The sequence below is a fragment of the Pseudomonas sp. HS6 genome (assembly GCF_023375815.1).
In the GTDB taxonomy this organism is placed as follows: Bacteria; Pseudomonadota; Gammaproteobacteria; order Pseudomonadales; family Pseudomonadaceae; genus Aquipseudomonas.
The window spans coordinates 2315199-2330332 of the sequence record NZ_CP067412.1 but is presented as its reverse complement, the minus strand read 5'-3'; the positions used below and the strand labels follow the sequence as shown (position 1 = coordinate 2330332).

The window sequence follows — 15134 nt, the reverse complement described above, 5'->3', positions numbered from 1 at the left end:
TACGAGAGGTTCTCGGCGGCATAATGTAGCCCCTTTTTTCTGCCCCTACATGTGGAAGGTTCCCGTGACTCAGAAGCCCGACCAGTGTCTTGGTGAATGGATCGACCGTGAAGCACTCGCAGAAGCGATGATTCCGCTTATCGGTCAGCTCTACCGCAATAACAACGTGGTGAGCTCGATCTATGGCCGCAGCCTGATCAACCAGTCTGTCATCGCGATTCTCAAAGCTCACCGCTTTGCTCGCCATCGTTCTTCGGACGATAGCGAACTCTCCGTCCACGAAACATTCCCTCTGCTGAAGGCCATGAGCGAGCTCAAGCTCGGCGCGGCTTCGGTGGATCTGGGCAAGTTGGCGTTCAAATTCCGCAACGAAGGCAACGGCCGTACCGCCGAGCAATTCGTTCGTGAAGAAATGGCTGACGTGGTTGGCCAGCAGAACGCTTCGGCCCGCAAAGGCACTGACGTTGTGCTTTACGGCTTCGGTCGTATCGGCCGTCTGCTGGCGCGCATCCTGATCGAAAAAACCGGTGGCGGCGACGGCCTGCGTCTGCGTGCCATCGTGGTGCGCAAAGGCGCCGAAAACGACCTGACCAAACGCGCCAGCCTGCTGCGTCGCGATTCGGTACACGGTTCGTTCAACGGCACCATCACCATCGACGAAGAAAACAACACCATCACCGCCAACGGCAACCTGATCCAGGTTATCTACGCGAAAAACCCTACCGAAGTGGATTACACCCAGTACGGCATCAAAGATGCGCTGCTGGTGGACAACACCGGTGTATGGCGTGATGCCGATGGCCTGGGTCAGCACTTGCAGTGCCCGGGTATCGACCGCGTTGTTCTGACCGCTCCTGGCAAAGGCAAGCTGAAGAACATCGTTCACGGTATCAACCACGGCGAAATCACTGCCGACGACAAGATCGTGTCCGCCGCTTCCTGCACCACCAACGCCATCGTGCCAGTGCTGAAAGCCGTGAATGACAAGTTCGGCATCGTCAATGGCCACGTCGAAACCGTTCACTCGTACACCAACGACCAGAACCTGATCGACAACTTCCACAAGGGCGATCGCCGTGGTCGTAGCGCCGCGCTGAACATGGTAATCACCGAGACCGGTGCTGCCACCGCTGCTGCCAAGGCCCTGCCTGAGCTGGCCGGCAAGCTGACCGGTAACGCGATCCGCGTTCCGACGCCAAACGTGTCGATGGCCATTCTCAACCTGAACCTTGAGAAAGCCGCTACCCGTGAAGAGATGAACGAGTACCTGCGCTACATGGCGCTGCACTCCGATCTGCACAAGCAAATCGACTTCGTCAATTCCCAGGAAGTGGTTTCGACCGACTTCGTTGGCTCGCGCCACGCCGGTGTTGTCGACGCTGAAGCGACTATCACCCAGGATAACCGCGTTGTTCTGTACGTCTGGTACGACAACGAGTTCGGTTACAGCTGCCAGGTGATCCGCGTGATGGAAGACATGGCCGGTGTAAACCCGCCAGCTTTCCCGCGCTAAGCCTTAGCTGCAAATGAAAACGCCCCGACTCTGGTCGGGGCGTTTTTGTTTGCGGGCGATTCAGGTCAGTTGGGGATGGCGGCTTGTGCCGTGCGCAGTTCGTGCTTGTTGCCATGGAACAGCACCAGCGTCGCGATCAATCCCAGCACCGCTGCGCCGCTGAGCCAGATCCCCGGCGCTGCCTTGTTGTCCAGCACGTGAATCAGGTAGGTACAGGCGGCTGGTGTGAATCCACCGAAGGTCGCGGTCGCCAGGCTGTAGGCCAGCGAGAAACCGGTCGTGCGAACTTCCACCGGCATGATTTCGGTCAGCGCCACCACCATCGCGCCGTTGTAAGAGCCGTACAGGAACGACAACCACAATTCGACGATCAGCAGATGGCTGAAGCTCGGGTTCGCCACCAGCCACGACAGCGCCGGGTAAGCGGTCAGGATCGCCAGAATCGTCGCCGCCAGCAGCAGGGGTTTGCGGCCGATCTTGTCAGACAGCGCGCCCATCACCGGCAGCCAGAAGAAGTTCGACAGACCGATGCACACCGTCACCAGCAACGCATCGAAATCCGACAGGTGCAGTTCCGCCTTGCCGAAGGTCGGGGTGTAGGCGGTGATCAGATAGAACGACACGGTGGTCATCACCACCAGCGCCATGCCGGCGATGACAATGCCAAAGTTCTGACCGATCGAGCGGACGATTTCCTGCAGGGTAGGGCGGTGTTTACGTGCCTGGAATTCCGGCGTTTCCTCCAGGGAGCGACGAATGACGAAGATCACCGGAACAATCATGCAGCCGATCAGGAACGGCACGCGCCAGCCCCATTCGCCCATCTGTTCCGGGCTCAGCCAATGGTTGAGGCCGACACCGAGCAGGCCGGCGAATACCACCGCCGCTTGCTGGCTGGCGGACTGCCAACTGACGAAAAAGCCCTTGCGGCCCGGCGTGGCGATCTCTGCCAGGTACACCGACACACCGCCCAGTTCCACGCCGGCTGAGAAGCCTTGCAGCAATCGGCCGAACAGCACGATCAGCGGCGCGGCGACGCCAAGTGTGGCGTAGCCCGGCACGCAAGCGATTAGAACCGTACCGGCCGCCATCAGCGCGAGGGTGATGATCAGGCCTTTGCGGCGGCCGTGACGGTCAATGTAGGCGCCGAGGAAAATCGCCCCTAATGGACGCATCAGGAAGCCTGCACCGAAGGTCGCCAGTGCGAGCATCAGGGAGGCGAAGGCGCTGTCGGTGGGGAAGAAGGTCTTGGAAATGGCCACGGCGTAGAAGCCATAGACCATGAAGTCGAACATTTCGAGGAAATTGCCGCTGACAACGCGAAAAATCGCTTTGCCTTTGCCCGTGGAGGAGGACATGTTCAGGTACTCACTTTTTAGATTTTGTATGAAAGCGGTGTATCCGTTTGGGAGCTAGCGGGCTCTTTGGTCATAATGGCCGGCACGGTTTTGCTCGGAGATGAAGAATTGTTAACTGGACGGTGGGTGGTTTTCGTGATTCTTCTCGGCGTTTTGTCCGGCTGCGGCTCCGCCGACTCGATGGAGAGCTTCGGCGGCCCGACCATGGGCAGCACTTATTCGATCAAGTATGTGCGCCGCGCCAATCTGCCTGCCCCTCAGGATGTCCGTGTCGAGGTAGAGAAGATCCTCGCCGACGTCGACCAGCAGATGTCCACCTACCGCGCGGACTCCGATATTTCGCGCTTCAACGAGTTACCCGCCGATCGCTGTCAGACCATGCCGGCACCGATTCTTGAGTTGGTTCGGGTTGGCGAGCAGCTGTCGCAACAAAGCGAAGGTTCCTACGACCTGACGGTGGAACCACTGCTCAATCTCTGGGGGTTCGGTCCGCAGGGGCGTGAGGAAAAAGTGCCGAGCGCGGCGGCGCTGGCTGACGTGCAGAAACGGGTGGGCTACCGGCATCTACGTGTCGATGGCGATCAGTTATGCAAGGACGCGGCGGTCGAGGTCGATTTCAACAGCATCGCTGCCGGTTACGCGGTCGACACCATTGCCGCGCGACTCGACGCCATGGGTATTCATGATTACCTCGCCGAAGCCACGGGCGAGCTCAAGGCGTCCGGCAAGAAGCTTGATGGCTCGCCGTGGCGCATCGCGCTGGAAGAACCCCGTGACGATCAGCAGGTGGCGGAGCGCGTTCTCAACGTTGATGGCTATGGCCTTTCCACGTCTGGCGACTACCGCAACTATTTTCAGCAGGATGGCCGGCGCTATTCCCACACCTTCGATGCCCGCACCGGGGCGCCGGTCCTACACGATCTGGCGTCAGTCACGGTAATTCATCCTTCAGCCTTGATGGCCGATGGACTATCGACGCTGTTGCTGATTCTCGGGCCGGAAAGGGCCTGGGACTATGCCGAAAAACACGACATTGGTGCATTCTTTGTGATTCGTGCCGATACAGGTTTCGTCACCCACACCAGTCACGCTTTCGAGCGGCTCAGTGGCACAAAAGTTGACTGAGAACAATACGAAAGCTGGCGTTGTAGTGCAGGCAAAAGTAGCCTACGACGCGACCAAGGGTTAATGTGCGCGGCGTTGACGCTTCTATAGACTGTGTCCGGGTTTTCAACTGGCCCCCAATTGTTCCTTCGCGCCGTCGTTCGGCGTGATTTAGCCGCCGGTGCTGCTGGCACCGCGGCCTGTTCTGAGGAGTACGCATGGCTGTCTACAACTACGACGTGGTGGTGCTGGGTTCCGGCCCGGCGGGAGAAGGCGCGGCAATGAACGCCGCCAAAGCAGGGCGCAAGGTGGCGATGGTCGACAGCCGTCGCCAGGTCGGCGGTAACTGCACCCACCTGGGCACCATCCCGTCCAAGGCCCTGCGTCACTCGGTGCGGCAGATCATGCAGTTCAACACCAATCCGATGTTCCGTGCGATCGGCGAGCCACGCTGGTTCTCCTTCCCGGACGTGTTGAAAAGCGCCGAGAAAGTCATCTCCAAACAAGTCGCTTCGCGCACTGGCTACTACGCCCGTAACCGCGTCGACGTGTTCTTCGGCACCGGCAGCTTTGCCGACGAGCAAACCATCGAAGTGGTCTGCGCCAACGGCGTGGTCGAAAAGCTGGTGGCCAAGCACATCATCATCGCCACCGGTTCGCGTCCTTATCGCCCGGCGGACATCGATTTCCACCACCCGCGTATCTACGATAGCGACACCATCCTCAGCCTCGGCCACACCCCGCGCAAACTGATCGTTTACGGCGCTGGCGTGATCGGTTGCGAATACGCTTCGATCTTCAGTGGTCTGGGTGTGCTGGTTGAGCTGGTGGACAACCGTGGTCAGTTGCTGAGCTTCCTCGACTCGGAAATTTCCCAAGCGCTGAGCTACCACTTCAGCAACAACAACATCACCGTGCGCCACAACGAAGACTACGACCGCGTCGAAGGCGTGGACAACGGCGTGATCCTGCACCTGAAATCCGGCAAGAAGATCAAGGCCGACGCCTTGCTCTGGTGCAACGGCCGGACCGGTAATACCGATCAGTTGGGTCTGGAAAACATCGGCGTCAAGGTCAACAGCCGTGGCCAGATCGAAGTCGATGAGGCCTACCGCACCTGTGTGCCGAACATCTACGGTGCCGGTGACGTGATCGGCTGGCCGAGCCTGGCCAGTGCCGCCCACGACCAGGGTCGCTCGGCAGCCGGCAGCATCGTCGACAATGGCAGCTGGCGCTTCGTGAATGACGTGCCGACCGGCATCTACACCATTCCGGAGATCAGCTCGATCGGCAAGAACGAGCAGGAACTGACCCAGGCCAAAGTGCCGTACGAAGTGGGCAAGGCGTTCTTCAAGAGCATGGCGCGTGCGCAGATCGCCGGCGAGCCGCAAGGCATGCTGAAGATCCTGTTCCACCGTGAAACCCTGGAAGTGCTGGGCGTTCACTGCTTCGGTTATCAGGCGTCGGAGATCGTGCACATCGGTCAGGCGATCATGAACCAGCCGGGTGAGCTGAATACCCTGAAGTACTTCGTCAACACCACGTTCAACTACCCGACCATGGCCGAAGCCTATCGGGTAGCGGCGTACGACGGCCTCAACCGGCTTTTTTGACGGGCTCCGGCCGGTGGCCTGAGCCGGCCGGGGAGACCGATTTCAGCTATTCCCAAGGGTGGCAGTGGCCAAACCGGGAAAGTCTGTAATCAGGCTGTCAACGCCGAAGTCGGCGAGTCTGCGCATCAGCGCAGGCTCGTTGACGGTCCATACCGACACGTGCAGCCCCTGACGCTGCGCCTTCTGCAGGCGTTCCGGCGTACACAGCGTCCAGTTCAGCGCCAGAATCTCGCAACCGTAACTTTGCGCAACCTTCAACGGGTCGAGCCAGGCGTATTCGGCCACCAGGCCGCGTGATACGTCGGGCACCAGATCCAGCGCAGCCTTCAATACTTCCCGCGAACTCGAGGTGATCGTCACCTTGTCGAGCAGTCCGTGCCTGACCGCCATTTCACGGATGGCCAGCACGGTGGTTGCGGCGCGGGTGCGCGAAGCGCTTTTGACTTCGAGCTGCCAGTGGTCGAAATCACACTTCTCGAACAGTTCTTCCAGCGTCGGAATCGGGCACGGCTTGATCCAGCCCGGGCCACCCTTGCGGGCGTCGTAGGTCACCAGGTCGGCGGCGGAGTGCTCGACCACCTTGCCACGGCGCTCCGTGGTGCGCTTGAGGGTCGGGTCGTGGATGACCATCAACTCGCCGTCCTTGGACAGGTGCAGGTCCAGTTCGCAACGGCGTACGCCGTGCTTGAGACATTCCTGAAAACTGGTCAGGGTGTTTTCCGGTGCTTCGCCCTTGGCGCCGCGGTGGCCGTAGATAAGGGTCACGGTTCTTCCTTAATTAAATGCCTGATTCGTTCTGTTCGCGGGCCAGACGTCGTTCCTGGGCCTGCTTTTGCAAGATATAGCGGGCGAGCAACTGGCGCTGGGCATCGGTCAAGTGCTCGAACTCGGTGCCGATGTCGTAGCCGTCGCCCTTGCGGTCGCAATGGGTCACGCGGGCGCGCAGCAACAGGCCAAGCGCCTGGGGCATCAGCACCAGTTTGACCGACAGGTGGGCGCCGGAGGCAATCGGGGTCGGGTACTGAAAGTCGATGCCGCCCTCGGAGATGATCACGGGCTGCGGCTCGCCGATATGGCCGAGCACGGTCAGGGCGACCACCTGGCTGAGCAGGTCGATGCGTTTGTTCTGGGATTTCAGGAACGCAGCGATGGCGCGGTCACGTTCACTGATCTGGCGCAGCAGGTGCTGCGACTCGAATTCGCTCAGGTGCAGTTCGCTGAGCAGATTGAACAGTGGCGAAGCATCCTGCAACACTTCCTGGCCTGCGGCTTCGGGAGCGGACAGGGGCCTAATTTCCAGTGCGATCGTGTCCTCGATACGGTAGTATTCGCGGCGATCTTCTTCATCTAATGTCGACATGGCGAACCCATGGTAGCGGCGGTGGTCTGAGTGTAAAGCTGGTTATCGACCCCCGCCACAAGGACGTTCCTTTTCCCTCCGAACAAGCCCCGACATGTTCAGACCTCTCTTCGTATTTATCGGCACGCGTTATACCCGTGCAAAGCGTCGCAATCATTTTGTGTCATTCATTTCCCTGACTTCGATGATCGGGCTCGCTCTTGGCGTGGTCGTGATGATCGTGGTGTTGTCGGTGATGAACGGCTTCGATCATGAGATGCGCACCCGCGTGCTGGGCATGGTGCCCCACGCGACCATCGAATCTGGCGAGCCGATCAACGATTGGCAAGGCCTGGCCACCAAGGTCAAGCAGAATCCGCAGGTGGCGGCCGTCGCGCCGTTCACCCAGATGCAGGGGCTGCTGACCAATAACGGCCAGGTGTCCAAGGTGTTGCTCAATGCCATCGATCCGGCGCTGGAACGCAACGTCTCGATCATCGACAACTTCATGAAGCAGGGCAAGCTCGACGACCTGACGCCGGGCAGCTTCGGCATCGTGATCGGCGACAAGGCCGCGACCAAGCTCGGCGTGGGCATCGGTGACAAGATCACCTTCGTCGCGCCGGAGGTCAGCGTGACGCCGGCCGGCATGTTTCCGCGCATGAAGCGCTTCACTGTGGTCGGCATCTTCCATGTTGGCGCCGGCGAGCTGGACGGTTACCTGGGCGTGACCAACCTGCAGGATCTGGCGAAGATGCACCGCTGGAAGCCTGATCAGGTGCAGGGCCTGCGTCTGAAGTTCGACGATCTGTTCCAGGCACCGCGTGAGGCGTGGAACATCGCTCAACGGCTTGGCGAAGACCATTACTACGCACGCGACTGGACCCGTACCCACGGCAATCTGTATCAGGCGATCCGCATGGAAAAAGCCATGATCGGCCTGCTGTTGCTGCTGATCGTCGCCGTTGCCGCGTTCAACATCATTTCCACACTGGTGATGGTGGTGAACGACAAGAAGGGCGACATCGCCATTCTGCGCACATTGGGCGCCACGCCGGGCACGATCATGCGCACGTTCATGGTGCAAGGCACGGTGATCGGCGTGGTCGGTACGGCCATCGGCGCCGTAGTGGGGATCTTTGCCGCGCTCAACGTCAGCGCCGCGATCTCGGCCCTTGAAGGCGTGATCGGGCATAAATTCCTCAACGCCGACGTGTATTTCATCGATTACCTGCCGTCGCAGGTGCAGAGCCAGGATGTGATCATGGTCTGCGCCGCTGCGTTGGTCCTGAGTTTCCTCGCCACCCTGTATCCAGCCTGGCGTGCCGCGCGCACCCAGCCGGCGGAGGCGCTACGTTATGAGTGAGTCGGGCATGAGTGAAAAAGCAATCTTGAGCTGCCGCAACCTGGGCAAATCCTACGAGGAAGGCCCGGAATCGGTAGAAGTACTGTCCGGTCTGCAACTGGAGTTGCACCCGGGTGAGCGCGTGGCGATTGTCGGCACCTCGGGTTCGGGCAAAAGTACGTTGCTCAACCTGCTGGGCGGCCTCGACACGCCGACCAAGGGCAGCGTCTGGCTCGATGGCGAAGAGCTCTCGGCCCTCAGCGAGAAGAAACGCGGTCTGCTGCGCAACCGCTCGCTGGGCTTCGTTTATCAGTTTCACCACTTGCTGCCGGAATTCACCGCGCTGGAAAACGTCTGCATGCCGCTTCTGATCGGCAAGACGCCGATCCCGGAAGCGCGTCAGCGCGCCACCGCATTGCTGGAGCGAGTCGGCCTTGGCCATCGTCTGGAGCACAAACCGGCCGAACTGTCTGGCGGTGAGCGTCAGCGTGTGGCGATTGCCCGTGCGCTGGTCAACAAACCAGGCCTGGTGATGCTCGACGAGCCGACCGGCAACCTCGACTCCCACACCGCCCAAGGCATTCAGGATTTGATGCTGGAGCTCAGCACGTCCATGCGCACGGCGTTCCTGGTGGTGACTCACGACATGAACCTGGCTCGCCAGATGGACCGCGTCCTGCACCTGCAGGAAGGTTGCCTGACTCCAATCTGACGGCTTGAAACCCGATGCCTGAAAAGGCATCGGGTCTTTTATTTTTATACGGTGCCCCAGCGAATGTTCAGACCGTTATCGATCTTTATCGGCACGCGCTATACCCGCGCCAAGCGCCGCAATCGCTTTGTTTCGTTCATATCGATGACCTCGATGATCGGCCTCGCCCTAGGCGTGCTGGCGATGATCGTGGTGCTGTCGGTGATGAACGGCTTCCAGCGCGAAATGAGTTCGCGCATCCTCGGCATGGTGCCTCATGCGACCATCGTGGGCGTCAAGCCGATCGATGACTGGCAACCGGTGGCTGCCGCTGCGCTGAAGAATCCCGAAGTGACCGCCGCCGTGCCGTTCACTGAAATGGAAGGCATGCTGTCCTACAAGGGCATGATGCAGCCGATCCAGATCAGCGGCGTCGACCCGGCCCAGGAAGGCAAGGTGTCGATCGTTGCGCAGCACATCGTGCAGGGCCGTCTCGACGCCTTGAAACCGGGCGAATTCGGCGTAGTGCTGGGCGAAATCACTGCCCGACGCTTCCGCCTGAACGTCGGCGACAAGATCACCCTGATCGTGCCGGAAGTCAGTACCGCACCGGGCGGCATCACCCCGCGCATGCAGCGTTTGAACGTGGTCGGTGTGTTCAAGGTCGGCGCCGAACTGGACGGTTCCATGGGTCTGATCCACGTGGCTGATGCCGCGCAGATGCAGCACTGGGAGCCGAATCAGGTACAGAGCGTGCGCCTGGCGGTGAAGGACCTGTACGCCGCACCGAAGGTTTCGTCGGACATTGCCACCGGCCTCGGCGCTGACTTCAAGGCTGACGACTGGACCCACACCCAGGGCAGCCTGTTCAGTGCGATGAAGATGGAAAAAACCATGATCGGTCTGTTGCTGCTGATGATCGTCGCGGTGGCGGCGTTCAACATCATCGCGACCCTGATCATGGTGGTGAACGACAAGGGCGCGGACATCGCGATCCTGCGCACCATCGGCGCCACGCCACGGCAGATCATGGCGATCTTCATGGTGCAGGGCACGGTGATCGGGATTGTCGGCACCATCATTGGTGGTGTGCTCGGCGTGATTGCCGCGCTGAACGTCAGTGAGATGGTGGGCTGGATCGAACGAGTGTCCGGGCAGCACATCTTCAGTTCGGATGTGTACTTCGTCAGCAATCTGCCTTCGGAATTGCAGGCGGGCGATGTGCTGCTGATCTGCTCGGCGGGCTTCATCCTCAGCTTCCTGGCGACGGTTTATCCGGCCTGGCGAGCGGCGAAGATCGAACCGGCGCACGCGTTGCGCTATTCGTAAGTTCCCCCGTTGAGGCCGGCATTGCCGGCCTCAATCGTTTTTCGGCAACTCAATCACAAACCGCGTCCAACCCTGAGCCGATTCGCAATGAATCTGCCCGCCATGGGCCCGGATGATCGACTGGGTAATCGCCAGCCCCAATCCCGCATGCTCCGTACTGCCTTCCTGGCGCGCCGGGTCCGCCCGGTAGAAACGGTCAAACAAGCGCGGCAACAACTCCGAAGAAATCCCCTCGCCACTGTTCTCCACGGTCACCCTCAAGGATTTCGCCTGCTCGGCCACCCGCACGCGTACTTCGCCGGCCGCGGGTGTGAAGCGCAACGCGTTATCCAGCAGATTCGACAGCGCTCGGCGCAACATCGCGCGATCACCCTCGAACCGACCCTGACCGTCACGACGGAGACTGACCTGAGCGTCCTCGGCCAGCGGTGCGAAAAACTCCAGCAGCGCATCGGATTCATCCGCCAGTTCCAGCGGTTCGCGCTTTGGCACCAGTAAACCGTGGTCAGCCTTGGCCAGATAAAGCATGTCGTTCACCAACTGCGCCATCCATTGCAGCTCTTCAAGGTTGCTGTGCAGGGCCTCGCGATAGTCTTCGAGTGGGCGAGGGCGGGTGAGGGTGACCTGCGTGTGGGTCAGCAGGTTCGACAATGGGGTGCGCAGCTCATGGGCGATGTCGGCGGAAAACGCCGAGAGACGCTGAAAGGAGTCGTCGAGGCGTCCGAGCATGGCGTTGAAGCTGTGGGCCAGTTCCGTGAGTTCCGCAGGCATCTGCGCTTCAGGCAGTCGGGCATTGAGCGATTGCGCGGAAATCCCGCGCGCGACGGCACTCATGCGGCGCAGTGGACGCAACCCGCTGCGCGCTGCCCAGGCGCCGAGCAGTGCGGTCGCCAGCGCCGAAAGACCGACGGTCAGCCAGATCAGATGCTGCATGCGTTGCAGGAAGTGTTGGTGGTGGGTGATGTCCAGCAGCAAGGTCAATTGCGCGGAGTCAGGCTTTTCCGGCTGGAGCAGGGCATTGAGCAAGCGATAGTCCGTGCCGTTATCGATGATGGTGGCCAGGCCGGGCTGTTGCGGCAGGTTTGCCGGCAATTGCAAGGAGCGGCCGAACCAGCGTTGCCCCTCAGGGCTGCTGATGCGCAGGGTGACATCGCCCTGTTGGCTCAATTCAGCGGTGATATGCGCGGCGTCACCATCACCCAGCAGGGTCTGACGCACATTGATCAACTTGCTTTCGAGCAATTGCTGATCGAGCTCGATGAAATGCGCCTCACTGGCCCGATTGAAAACCACGCCTGCCACCAGCGACACCGTCGCGGTACACGCGGCGAACAGCAACGCCAGCCGACTGCCGAGTGACAGACGACGCATCAGGCGGAGCGCTCTTCAAGGACGTAACCCATGCCGCGCACGGTGTGGATCAACTTGTCGGGAAACTCATCGTCGATCTTCAGTCGCAATCGGCGGATCGCCACTTCGATCACGTTGGTGTCGCTGTCGAAATTCATGTCCCAGACCTGGGAGGCGATCAGGGTTTTGGGAAGCACTTCACCCTGGCGGCGCAAAAGCATTTCCAGCAGGGCAAACTCTTTCGCCGTGAGGTCGATGCGCTGGCCGCTGCGCTCGACGCGGCGGCGAATCAGGTCCAGACGCAGGTCGGCCAGTTGCAGGCAGGTTTCCTGCGCAGTGGCGCTGCCGCGTCGCAACAGGCTGCGCACCCGGGCCAGCAGTTCGGAGAAGGCGAACGGCTTGACCAGATAATCGTCGGCGCCCAGTTCCAGGCCATGAACCCGGTCTTCCACGGTGTCTTTGGCGGTCAGAAACAGGATCGGCGTTTCGAGCCCGGCACTGCGCACCGCTTGCAGAATCTGCCAGCCGTTGCGCCCGGGCAGCATCACGTCGAGGATCAGCAAGGCATAGTCACCGCTCAAGGCCAGTTGCTGGCCGGAGGTGCCGTCGGCCACCAATTCTGTGTTGAAACCGGCCTCGGTCAGGCCCTGGCGCAGGTAGTGGCCGGTTTTCGGTTGGTCTTCGACGATCAGCAGTTTCATGGGCGACTCGGGGTTGTAGGATCGAAAGCTTTATACCGTGGGACGTTGCCACAAGCGCCAACCTGACAAAGTTGTAATCTGGCTGTCAGGTAGCTGCCAGCGCGGGCGGGCTAAAGTTTCCCACAGGCTGAACCTTATCTTGTTGGAGTATGACTATGTTTTTGCGCAACCCTCTGGCCATCGCCGCCTGTCTGCTGGCGCTGAGCTCATCCGTCTGGGCCGACCCTGCGCACACGTATGACTTCGGCCAACCGGCGCCGGCTACAAAGGCCACCCGCAGCATTGAAGTGGTGATGGGCGACATGTCGTTCGATCCGAAGGCCATCGAGATCAAGGCCGGTGAGACCATTCGCTTTGTGTTGGTGAATAAAGGTCAGTTGTTGCACGAATTCAACCTCGGGGATGCAGCGATGCATGCCAAACACCAGCAGGAAATGTTGCAGATGCAGCAAAGCGGCATGCTCACGCCGACCGGCATGAAAGAAATGTCCCACGACATGGCGGGCATGGATCATGCCTCGATGGGGCACGTCATGAAGCATGACGACCCTAACAGCGTACTGGTCGAACCGGGCAAGACCGCCGAGCTGACCTGGACCTTCAGCAAAGCCGTGAACCTGGAGTTCGCCTGCAACATTCCCGGGCATTACCAGGCCGGAATGGTCGGCAAACTGACTGTCAGTCAGTAAGCACTCAAAGGCGGGAGCAAAGGCTGATAGAATCCGCTGATTCTTCAGTCAGGTTTCCGCCATGCATCCCGCAGCCGAACATTCGCCGCTGGGCAAGTCCAGCGAATACATCGCCACTTACACACCGTCCCTGCTGTTCCCGATCCCGCGCACCGCGAAGTGGGCCGAGCTGGGCCTGACCGCCGAGACCCTGCCGTATAAAGGCGTGGATTTCTGGAACTGCTTCGAACTGTCGTGGTTGCTGCCGTCGGGCAAACCGGTGGTGGCGATCGGCGAATTCAGCATTCCGGCGGACTCGCCGAACATCATCGAATCCAAGTCGTTCAAGCTGTACCTGAACTCGTTGAACCAGACGCCGTTCGCTGACGTCGCGAGCCTGGAAGCGACGCTGGTCAAGGACTTGTCCGCCGCTGCCGGCAAGCCGGTGGGTGTGCGGGTTCGCAGCCTGAAAGAGGTCGAGGCCGAAGGCGTCGTCGTACTGCCGGGCGTGTGCATTGACGATCTGAATATCAGCGTCAGCAACTACGAACATCCGCGTCCCGAGCTGCTGCGTTGCGATGATTCGCGGGTGGTGGAGGAGAGCGTGCACAGCCATCTGCTCAAGTCCAATTGCCCGGTGACCAGCCAGCCGGACTGGGGCAGCGTGGTGGTGGAATATCGCGGTGCGGCGCTGGATCACGCCAGCCTGCTGGAATACATCGTCAGCTTCCGCCAGCACTCGGACTTCCATGAGCAGTGCGTGGAGCGGATTTTCCTCGACCTGCAGCGTTTGCTGAAGCCGGAAAAACTCACAGTGTTTGCACGCTATGTGCGCCGGGGCGGGCTGGATATCAACCCGTATCGCAGCACTGAAAGCGTGCAGTTACCGAACCATCGTCTGGTTCGTCAATAACCCGCAACGCGGACATTAAAAAAGCCCTGCCATCGCTGGCAGGGCTTTTTTACATTCGCGGGCTTCAGATTCCCATGCTGACAAGGGAATTCACAATATTGCGCAATGTGCCGGCAATGGCGGGATGTTCGAGTTCAAAACGATCAACGGCCAGATTCACACCGTCGGCGATGCTGGAATCCTGGGTCTTGGTTTCCAGTTCAAGTTCCAGTTCGATCTGTTGCATCAGTGCGTGCAGGTCTGCGCGCTCGGCTTCCGACAGCGGCGGATTCTGATCCAGTTGCTCGCGCAGGGTGTTGAGCTGTTCTTGCAGTTCGCGGGCGGGCATGGTGTTTTCCTTTTATCGAGAGGCACTGGCATAGACCGCAGCCGCGCGCCAAAGGTCTATGGCTCTCCTTAAGACTAATCCACTCTCGATGAACCTGCATGATCCCGGTCAGGGCTTTTCGCCTTTGAGACGGCGCAGGCTGATGTCCGCCAGGCAGGTGTCGAGATCGCCCAGGTGATCGATCACCGAGTGCACGCCCAGGCCGAATAGCTGGACGGTGGCCTTGCCGCGCAGTTGTTCGCGTTCTTTCTGACTGAGGGCTTGCCATTCACCCGGGGCCAGGCCGCAGAGTGAGCCACAGGAGGCCAGGCCAATGGTCCACAACCCGGCATTCAGGCCTGCTTGCAGCAAGCGCGGTTCACCGCTGACTAGCACGCAGCCGTCCAGGCGATCGACATTCAAGGCCATCAAGGCTTGCCAACAGGCATTCGGTGACGGCCATGGATTGTTTGTTGCCGGATATTGCGAAGGTTTGATCCAGCCCGGCAATCCGGATGCCAGCACGTGGGTGAGGGCAGGGGGCAACTCATCGAGCCAGGCGCAGGGGATCAGTTGGCGCTGCAGGCTGCGCAGGCTGTCGAGCGCGCCCGGCGTGGCGTCGGCGTGCTCGGTGCCGGGGCTGGCGTGATGACGGGCGCGGGCGCCGAAGTCCACCAGGCAACCGCTGAGCCCGAACAGTACGGCTGTCAGGTTGGGGGCGGACAGGGGCAAGGCTTCGGCTTGAGGCATGGAAAACATCCCTGAAATAGAAGTCAGGCTAAGCATCGCCGGTGACAGTTGGATGACAAGTGCGTGACGAACCGTCCTACAGAGGTGTTCACGCCGGAAATGCCTAAAACCTTGTTTCCGTCTTATACTGCACCTCTTATAACCGTGGCCCGC

Annotated in this window: 15 protein-coding genes; 8 read left to right on the top strand and 7 right to left on the bottom strand. The window is 60.4% G+C overall.

The genetic code is table 11. The features are described 5' to 3' along the window. Positions 1-49 precede the first annotated feature (49 nt). On the top strand, positions 50-1513 hold the full coding sequence (locus JJN09_RS10760; protein WP_249490105.1) for a glyceraldehyde-3-phosphate dehydrogenase: 1464 nt from the start codon (positions 50-52) through the stop codon (positions 1511-1513). Between the two features lie 65 nt (positions 1514-1578). Here the strand turns inward: JJN09_RS10760 and JJN09_RS10755 are convergent, their stop codons facing one another. Next, on the bottom strand, positions 1579-2871 hold the full coding sequence (locus JJN09_RS10755; RefSeq protein WP_249490104.1) for an MFS transporter: 1293 nt from the start codon (positions 2869-2871) through the stop codon (positions 1579-1581). 75 nt (positions 2872-2946) lie between these two features. Here JJN09_RS10755 and JJN09_RS10750 point away from each other — a divergent pair, with 75 nt between their 5' ends. Then, on the top strand, positions 2947-3996 hold the full coding sequence (locus JJN09_RS10750; protein WP_249490103.1) for an FAD:protein FMN transferase: 1050 nt from the start codon (positions 2947-2949) through the stop codon (positions 3994-3996). Between the two features lie 197 nt (positions 3997-4193). After that, positions 4194-5588: a Si-specific NAD(P)(+) transhydrogenase gene (gene sthA / locus JJN09_RS10745; protein WP_007984277.1), complete on the top strand. Its 1395-nt coding sequence runs from the start codon at positions 4194-4196 to the stop codon at positions 5586-5588. A 42-nt stretch (positions 5589-5630) separates the two neighbouring features. Here sthA and JJN09_RS10740 read toward each other — a convergent pair whose 3' ends face one another. Both JJN09_RS10740 and JJN09_RS10735 read right to left on the bottom strand, forming a co-directional pair. Further along, positions 5631-6353 carry a glycerophosphodiester phosphodiesterase gene (locus tag JJN09_RS10740; RefSeq protein ID WP_249490102.1) on the bottom strand — a complete coding sequence of 241 codons (723 nt, stop codon included), beginning with the start codon at positions 6351-6353 and terminating at the stop codon, positions 5631-5633. 13 nt (positions 6354-6366) lie between these two features. Then, positions 6367-6948 carry a PilZ domain-containing protein gene (locus tag JJN09_RS10735; protein ID WP_249490101.1) on the bottom strand — a complete coding sequence of 194 codons (582 nt, stop codon included), beginning with the start codon at positions 6946-6948 and terminating at the stop codon, positions 6367-6369. Positions 6949-7042: 94 nt separating this feature from the next. Here JJN09_RS10735 and JJN09_RS10730 point away from each other — a divergent pair, with 94 nt between their 5' ends. From JJN09_RS10730 to JJN09_RS10720, 3 genes are all read left to right on the top strand, one after another. Further along, positions 7043-8293: a lipoprotein-releasing ABC transporter permease subunit gene (locus JJN09_RS10730; protein ID WP_249490100.1), complete on the top strand. Its 1251-nt coding sequence runs from the start codon at positions 7043-7045 to the stop codon at positions 8291-8293. A 7-nt stretch (positions 8294-8300) separates the two neighbouring features. Beyond that, positions 8301-8984 carry a lipoprotein-releasing ABC transporter ATP-binding protein LolD gene (gene lolD, locus JJN09_RS10725; protein WP_249490099.1) on the top strand — a complete coding sequence of 228 codons (684 nt, stop codon included), beginning with the start codon at positions 8301-8303 and terminating at the stop codon, positions 8982-8984. Between the two features lie 63 nt (positions 8985-9047). Beyond that, positions 9048-10292, top strand: a complete 1245-nt coding sequence (locus JJN09_RS10720; protein ID WP_249490098.1) for a lipoprotein-releasing ABC transporter permease subunit — start codon at positions 9048-9050, stop codon at positions 10290-10292. A 30-nt stretch (positions 10293-10322) separates the two neighbouring features. Here the strand turns inward: JJN09_RS10720 and JJN09_RS10715 are convergent, their stop codons facing one another. Continuing rightward, the gene (locus JJN09_RS10715) at positions 10323-11663 is read right to left on the bottom strand and encodes a heavy metal sensor histidine kinase (protein WP_249490097.1); all 1341 of its coding nucleotides are present in this window, start codon (positions 11661-11663) and stop codon (positions 10323-10325) included. Then, positions 11663-12343 (bottom strand): heavy metal response regulator transcription factor, encoded by a 681-nt coding sequence (locus JJN09_RS10710; protein WP_249490096.1) that lies wholly within the window; start codon positions 12341-12343, stop codon positions 11663-11665. Before JJN09_RS10710 ends, JJN09_RS10715 begins: the two co-directional genes overlap by 1 nt. Positions 12344-12498: 155 nt before the next feature. On the opposite strand from JJN09_RS10710, the gene JJN09_RS10705 reads away from it, so the two are divergent. Beyond that, positions 12499-13032, top strand: a complete 534-nt coding sequence (locus tag JJN09_RS10705; RefSeq protein ID WP_249490095.1) for a plastocyanin/azurin family copper-binding protein — start codon at positions 12499-12501, stop codon at positions 13030-13032. Positions 13033-13093: 61 nt separating this feature from the next. Further along, positions 13094-13924 carry an NADPH-dependent 7-cyano-7-deazaguanine reductase QueF gene (queF, locus tag JJN09_RS10700; RefSeq protein ID WP_249490094.1) on the top strand — a complete coding sequence of 277 codons (831 nt, stop codon included), beginning with the start codon at positions 13094-13096 and terminating at the stop codon, positions 13922-13924. A 64-nt stretch (positions 13925-13988) separates the two neighbouring features. On the opposite strand, the gene JJN09_RS10695 is transcribed toward queF, so the two are convergent. Then, positions 13989-14252, bottom strand: coding sequence for a DUF4404 family protein (locus JJN09_RS10695; protein WP_248743343.1), 264 nt, complete (start codon positions 14250-14252; stop codon positions 13989-13991). A 108-nt stretch (positions 14253-14360) separates the two neighbouring features. Continuing rightward, entirely contained in the window at positions 14361-14981 is a 621-nt protein-coding gene (locus JJN09_RS10690) for an HAD family phosphatase (RefSeq protein ID WP_249490093.1), read from the bottom strand. Between the last annotated feature and the right edge of the window lie 153 nt (positions 14982-15134).

Excerpts from the sequence above, each read along its gene's own strand:
- lolD (WP_249490099.1), top strand. The coding sequence starts at position 8,301 with ATGAGTGAAAAAGCAATCTTGAGCTGCCGCAACCTGGGCAAATCCTAC.
- JJN09_RS10730 (WP_249490100.1), top strand. The coding sequence starts at position 7,043 with ATGTTCAGACCTCTCTTCGTATTTATCGGCACGCGTTATACCCGTGCA.
- sthA (WP_007984277.1), top strand. The coding sequence starts at position 4,194 with ATGGCTGTCTACAACTACGACGTGGTGGTGCTGGGTTCCGGCCCGGCG.
- queF (WP_249490094.1), top strand. The coding sequence starts at position 13,094 with ATGCATCCCGCAGCCGAACATTCGCCGCTGGGCAAGTCCAGCGAATAC.
- JJN09_RS10690 (WP_249490093.1), bottom strand. The coding sequence starts at position 14,981 with ATGCCTCAAGCCGAAGCCTTGCCCCTGTCCGCCCCCAACCTGACAGCC.
- JJN09_RS10710 (WP_249490096.1), bottom strand. The coding sequence starts at position 12,343 with ATGAAACTGCTGATCGTCGAAGACCAACCGAAAACCGGCCACTACCTG.
- JJN09_RS10735 (WP_249490101.1), bottom strand. The coding sequence starts at position 6,948 with ATGTCGACATTAGATGAAGAAGATCGCCGCGAATACTACCGTATCGAG.
- JJN09_RS10705 (WP_249490095.1), top strand. The coding sequence starts at position 12,499 with ATGTTTTTGCGCAACCCTCTGGCCATCGCCGCCTGTCTGCTGGCGCTG.
- JJN09_RS10755 (WP_249490104.1), bottom strand. The coding sequence starts at position 2,871 with ATGTCCTCCTCCACGGGCAAAGGCAAAGCGATTTTTCGCGTTGTCAGC.
- JJN09_RS10720 (WP_249490098.1), top strand. The coding sequence starts at position 9,048 with ATGTTCAGACCGTTATCGATCTTTATCGGCACGCGCTATACCCGCGCC.
- JJN09_RS10715 (WP_249490097.1), bottom strand. The coding sequence starts at position 11,663 with ATGCGTCGTCTGTCACTCGGCAGTCGGCTGGCGTTGCTGTTCGCCGCG.
- JJN09_RS10750 (WP_249490103.1), top strand. The coding sequence starts at position 2,947 with ATGGCCGGCACGGTTTTGCTCGGAGATGAAGAATTGTTAACTGGACGG.
- JJN09_RS10695 (WP_248743343.1), bottom strand. The coding sequence starts at position 14,252 with ATGCCCGCCCGCGAACTGCAAGAACAGCTCAACACCCTGCGCGAGCAA.
- JJN09_RS10760 (WP_249490105.1), top strand. The coding sequence starts at position 50 with ATGTGGAAGGTTCCCGTGACTCAGAAGCCCGACCAGTGTCTTGGTGAA.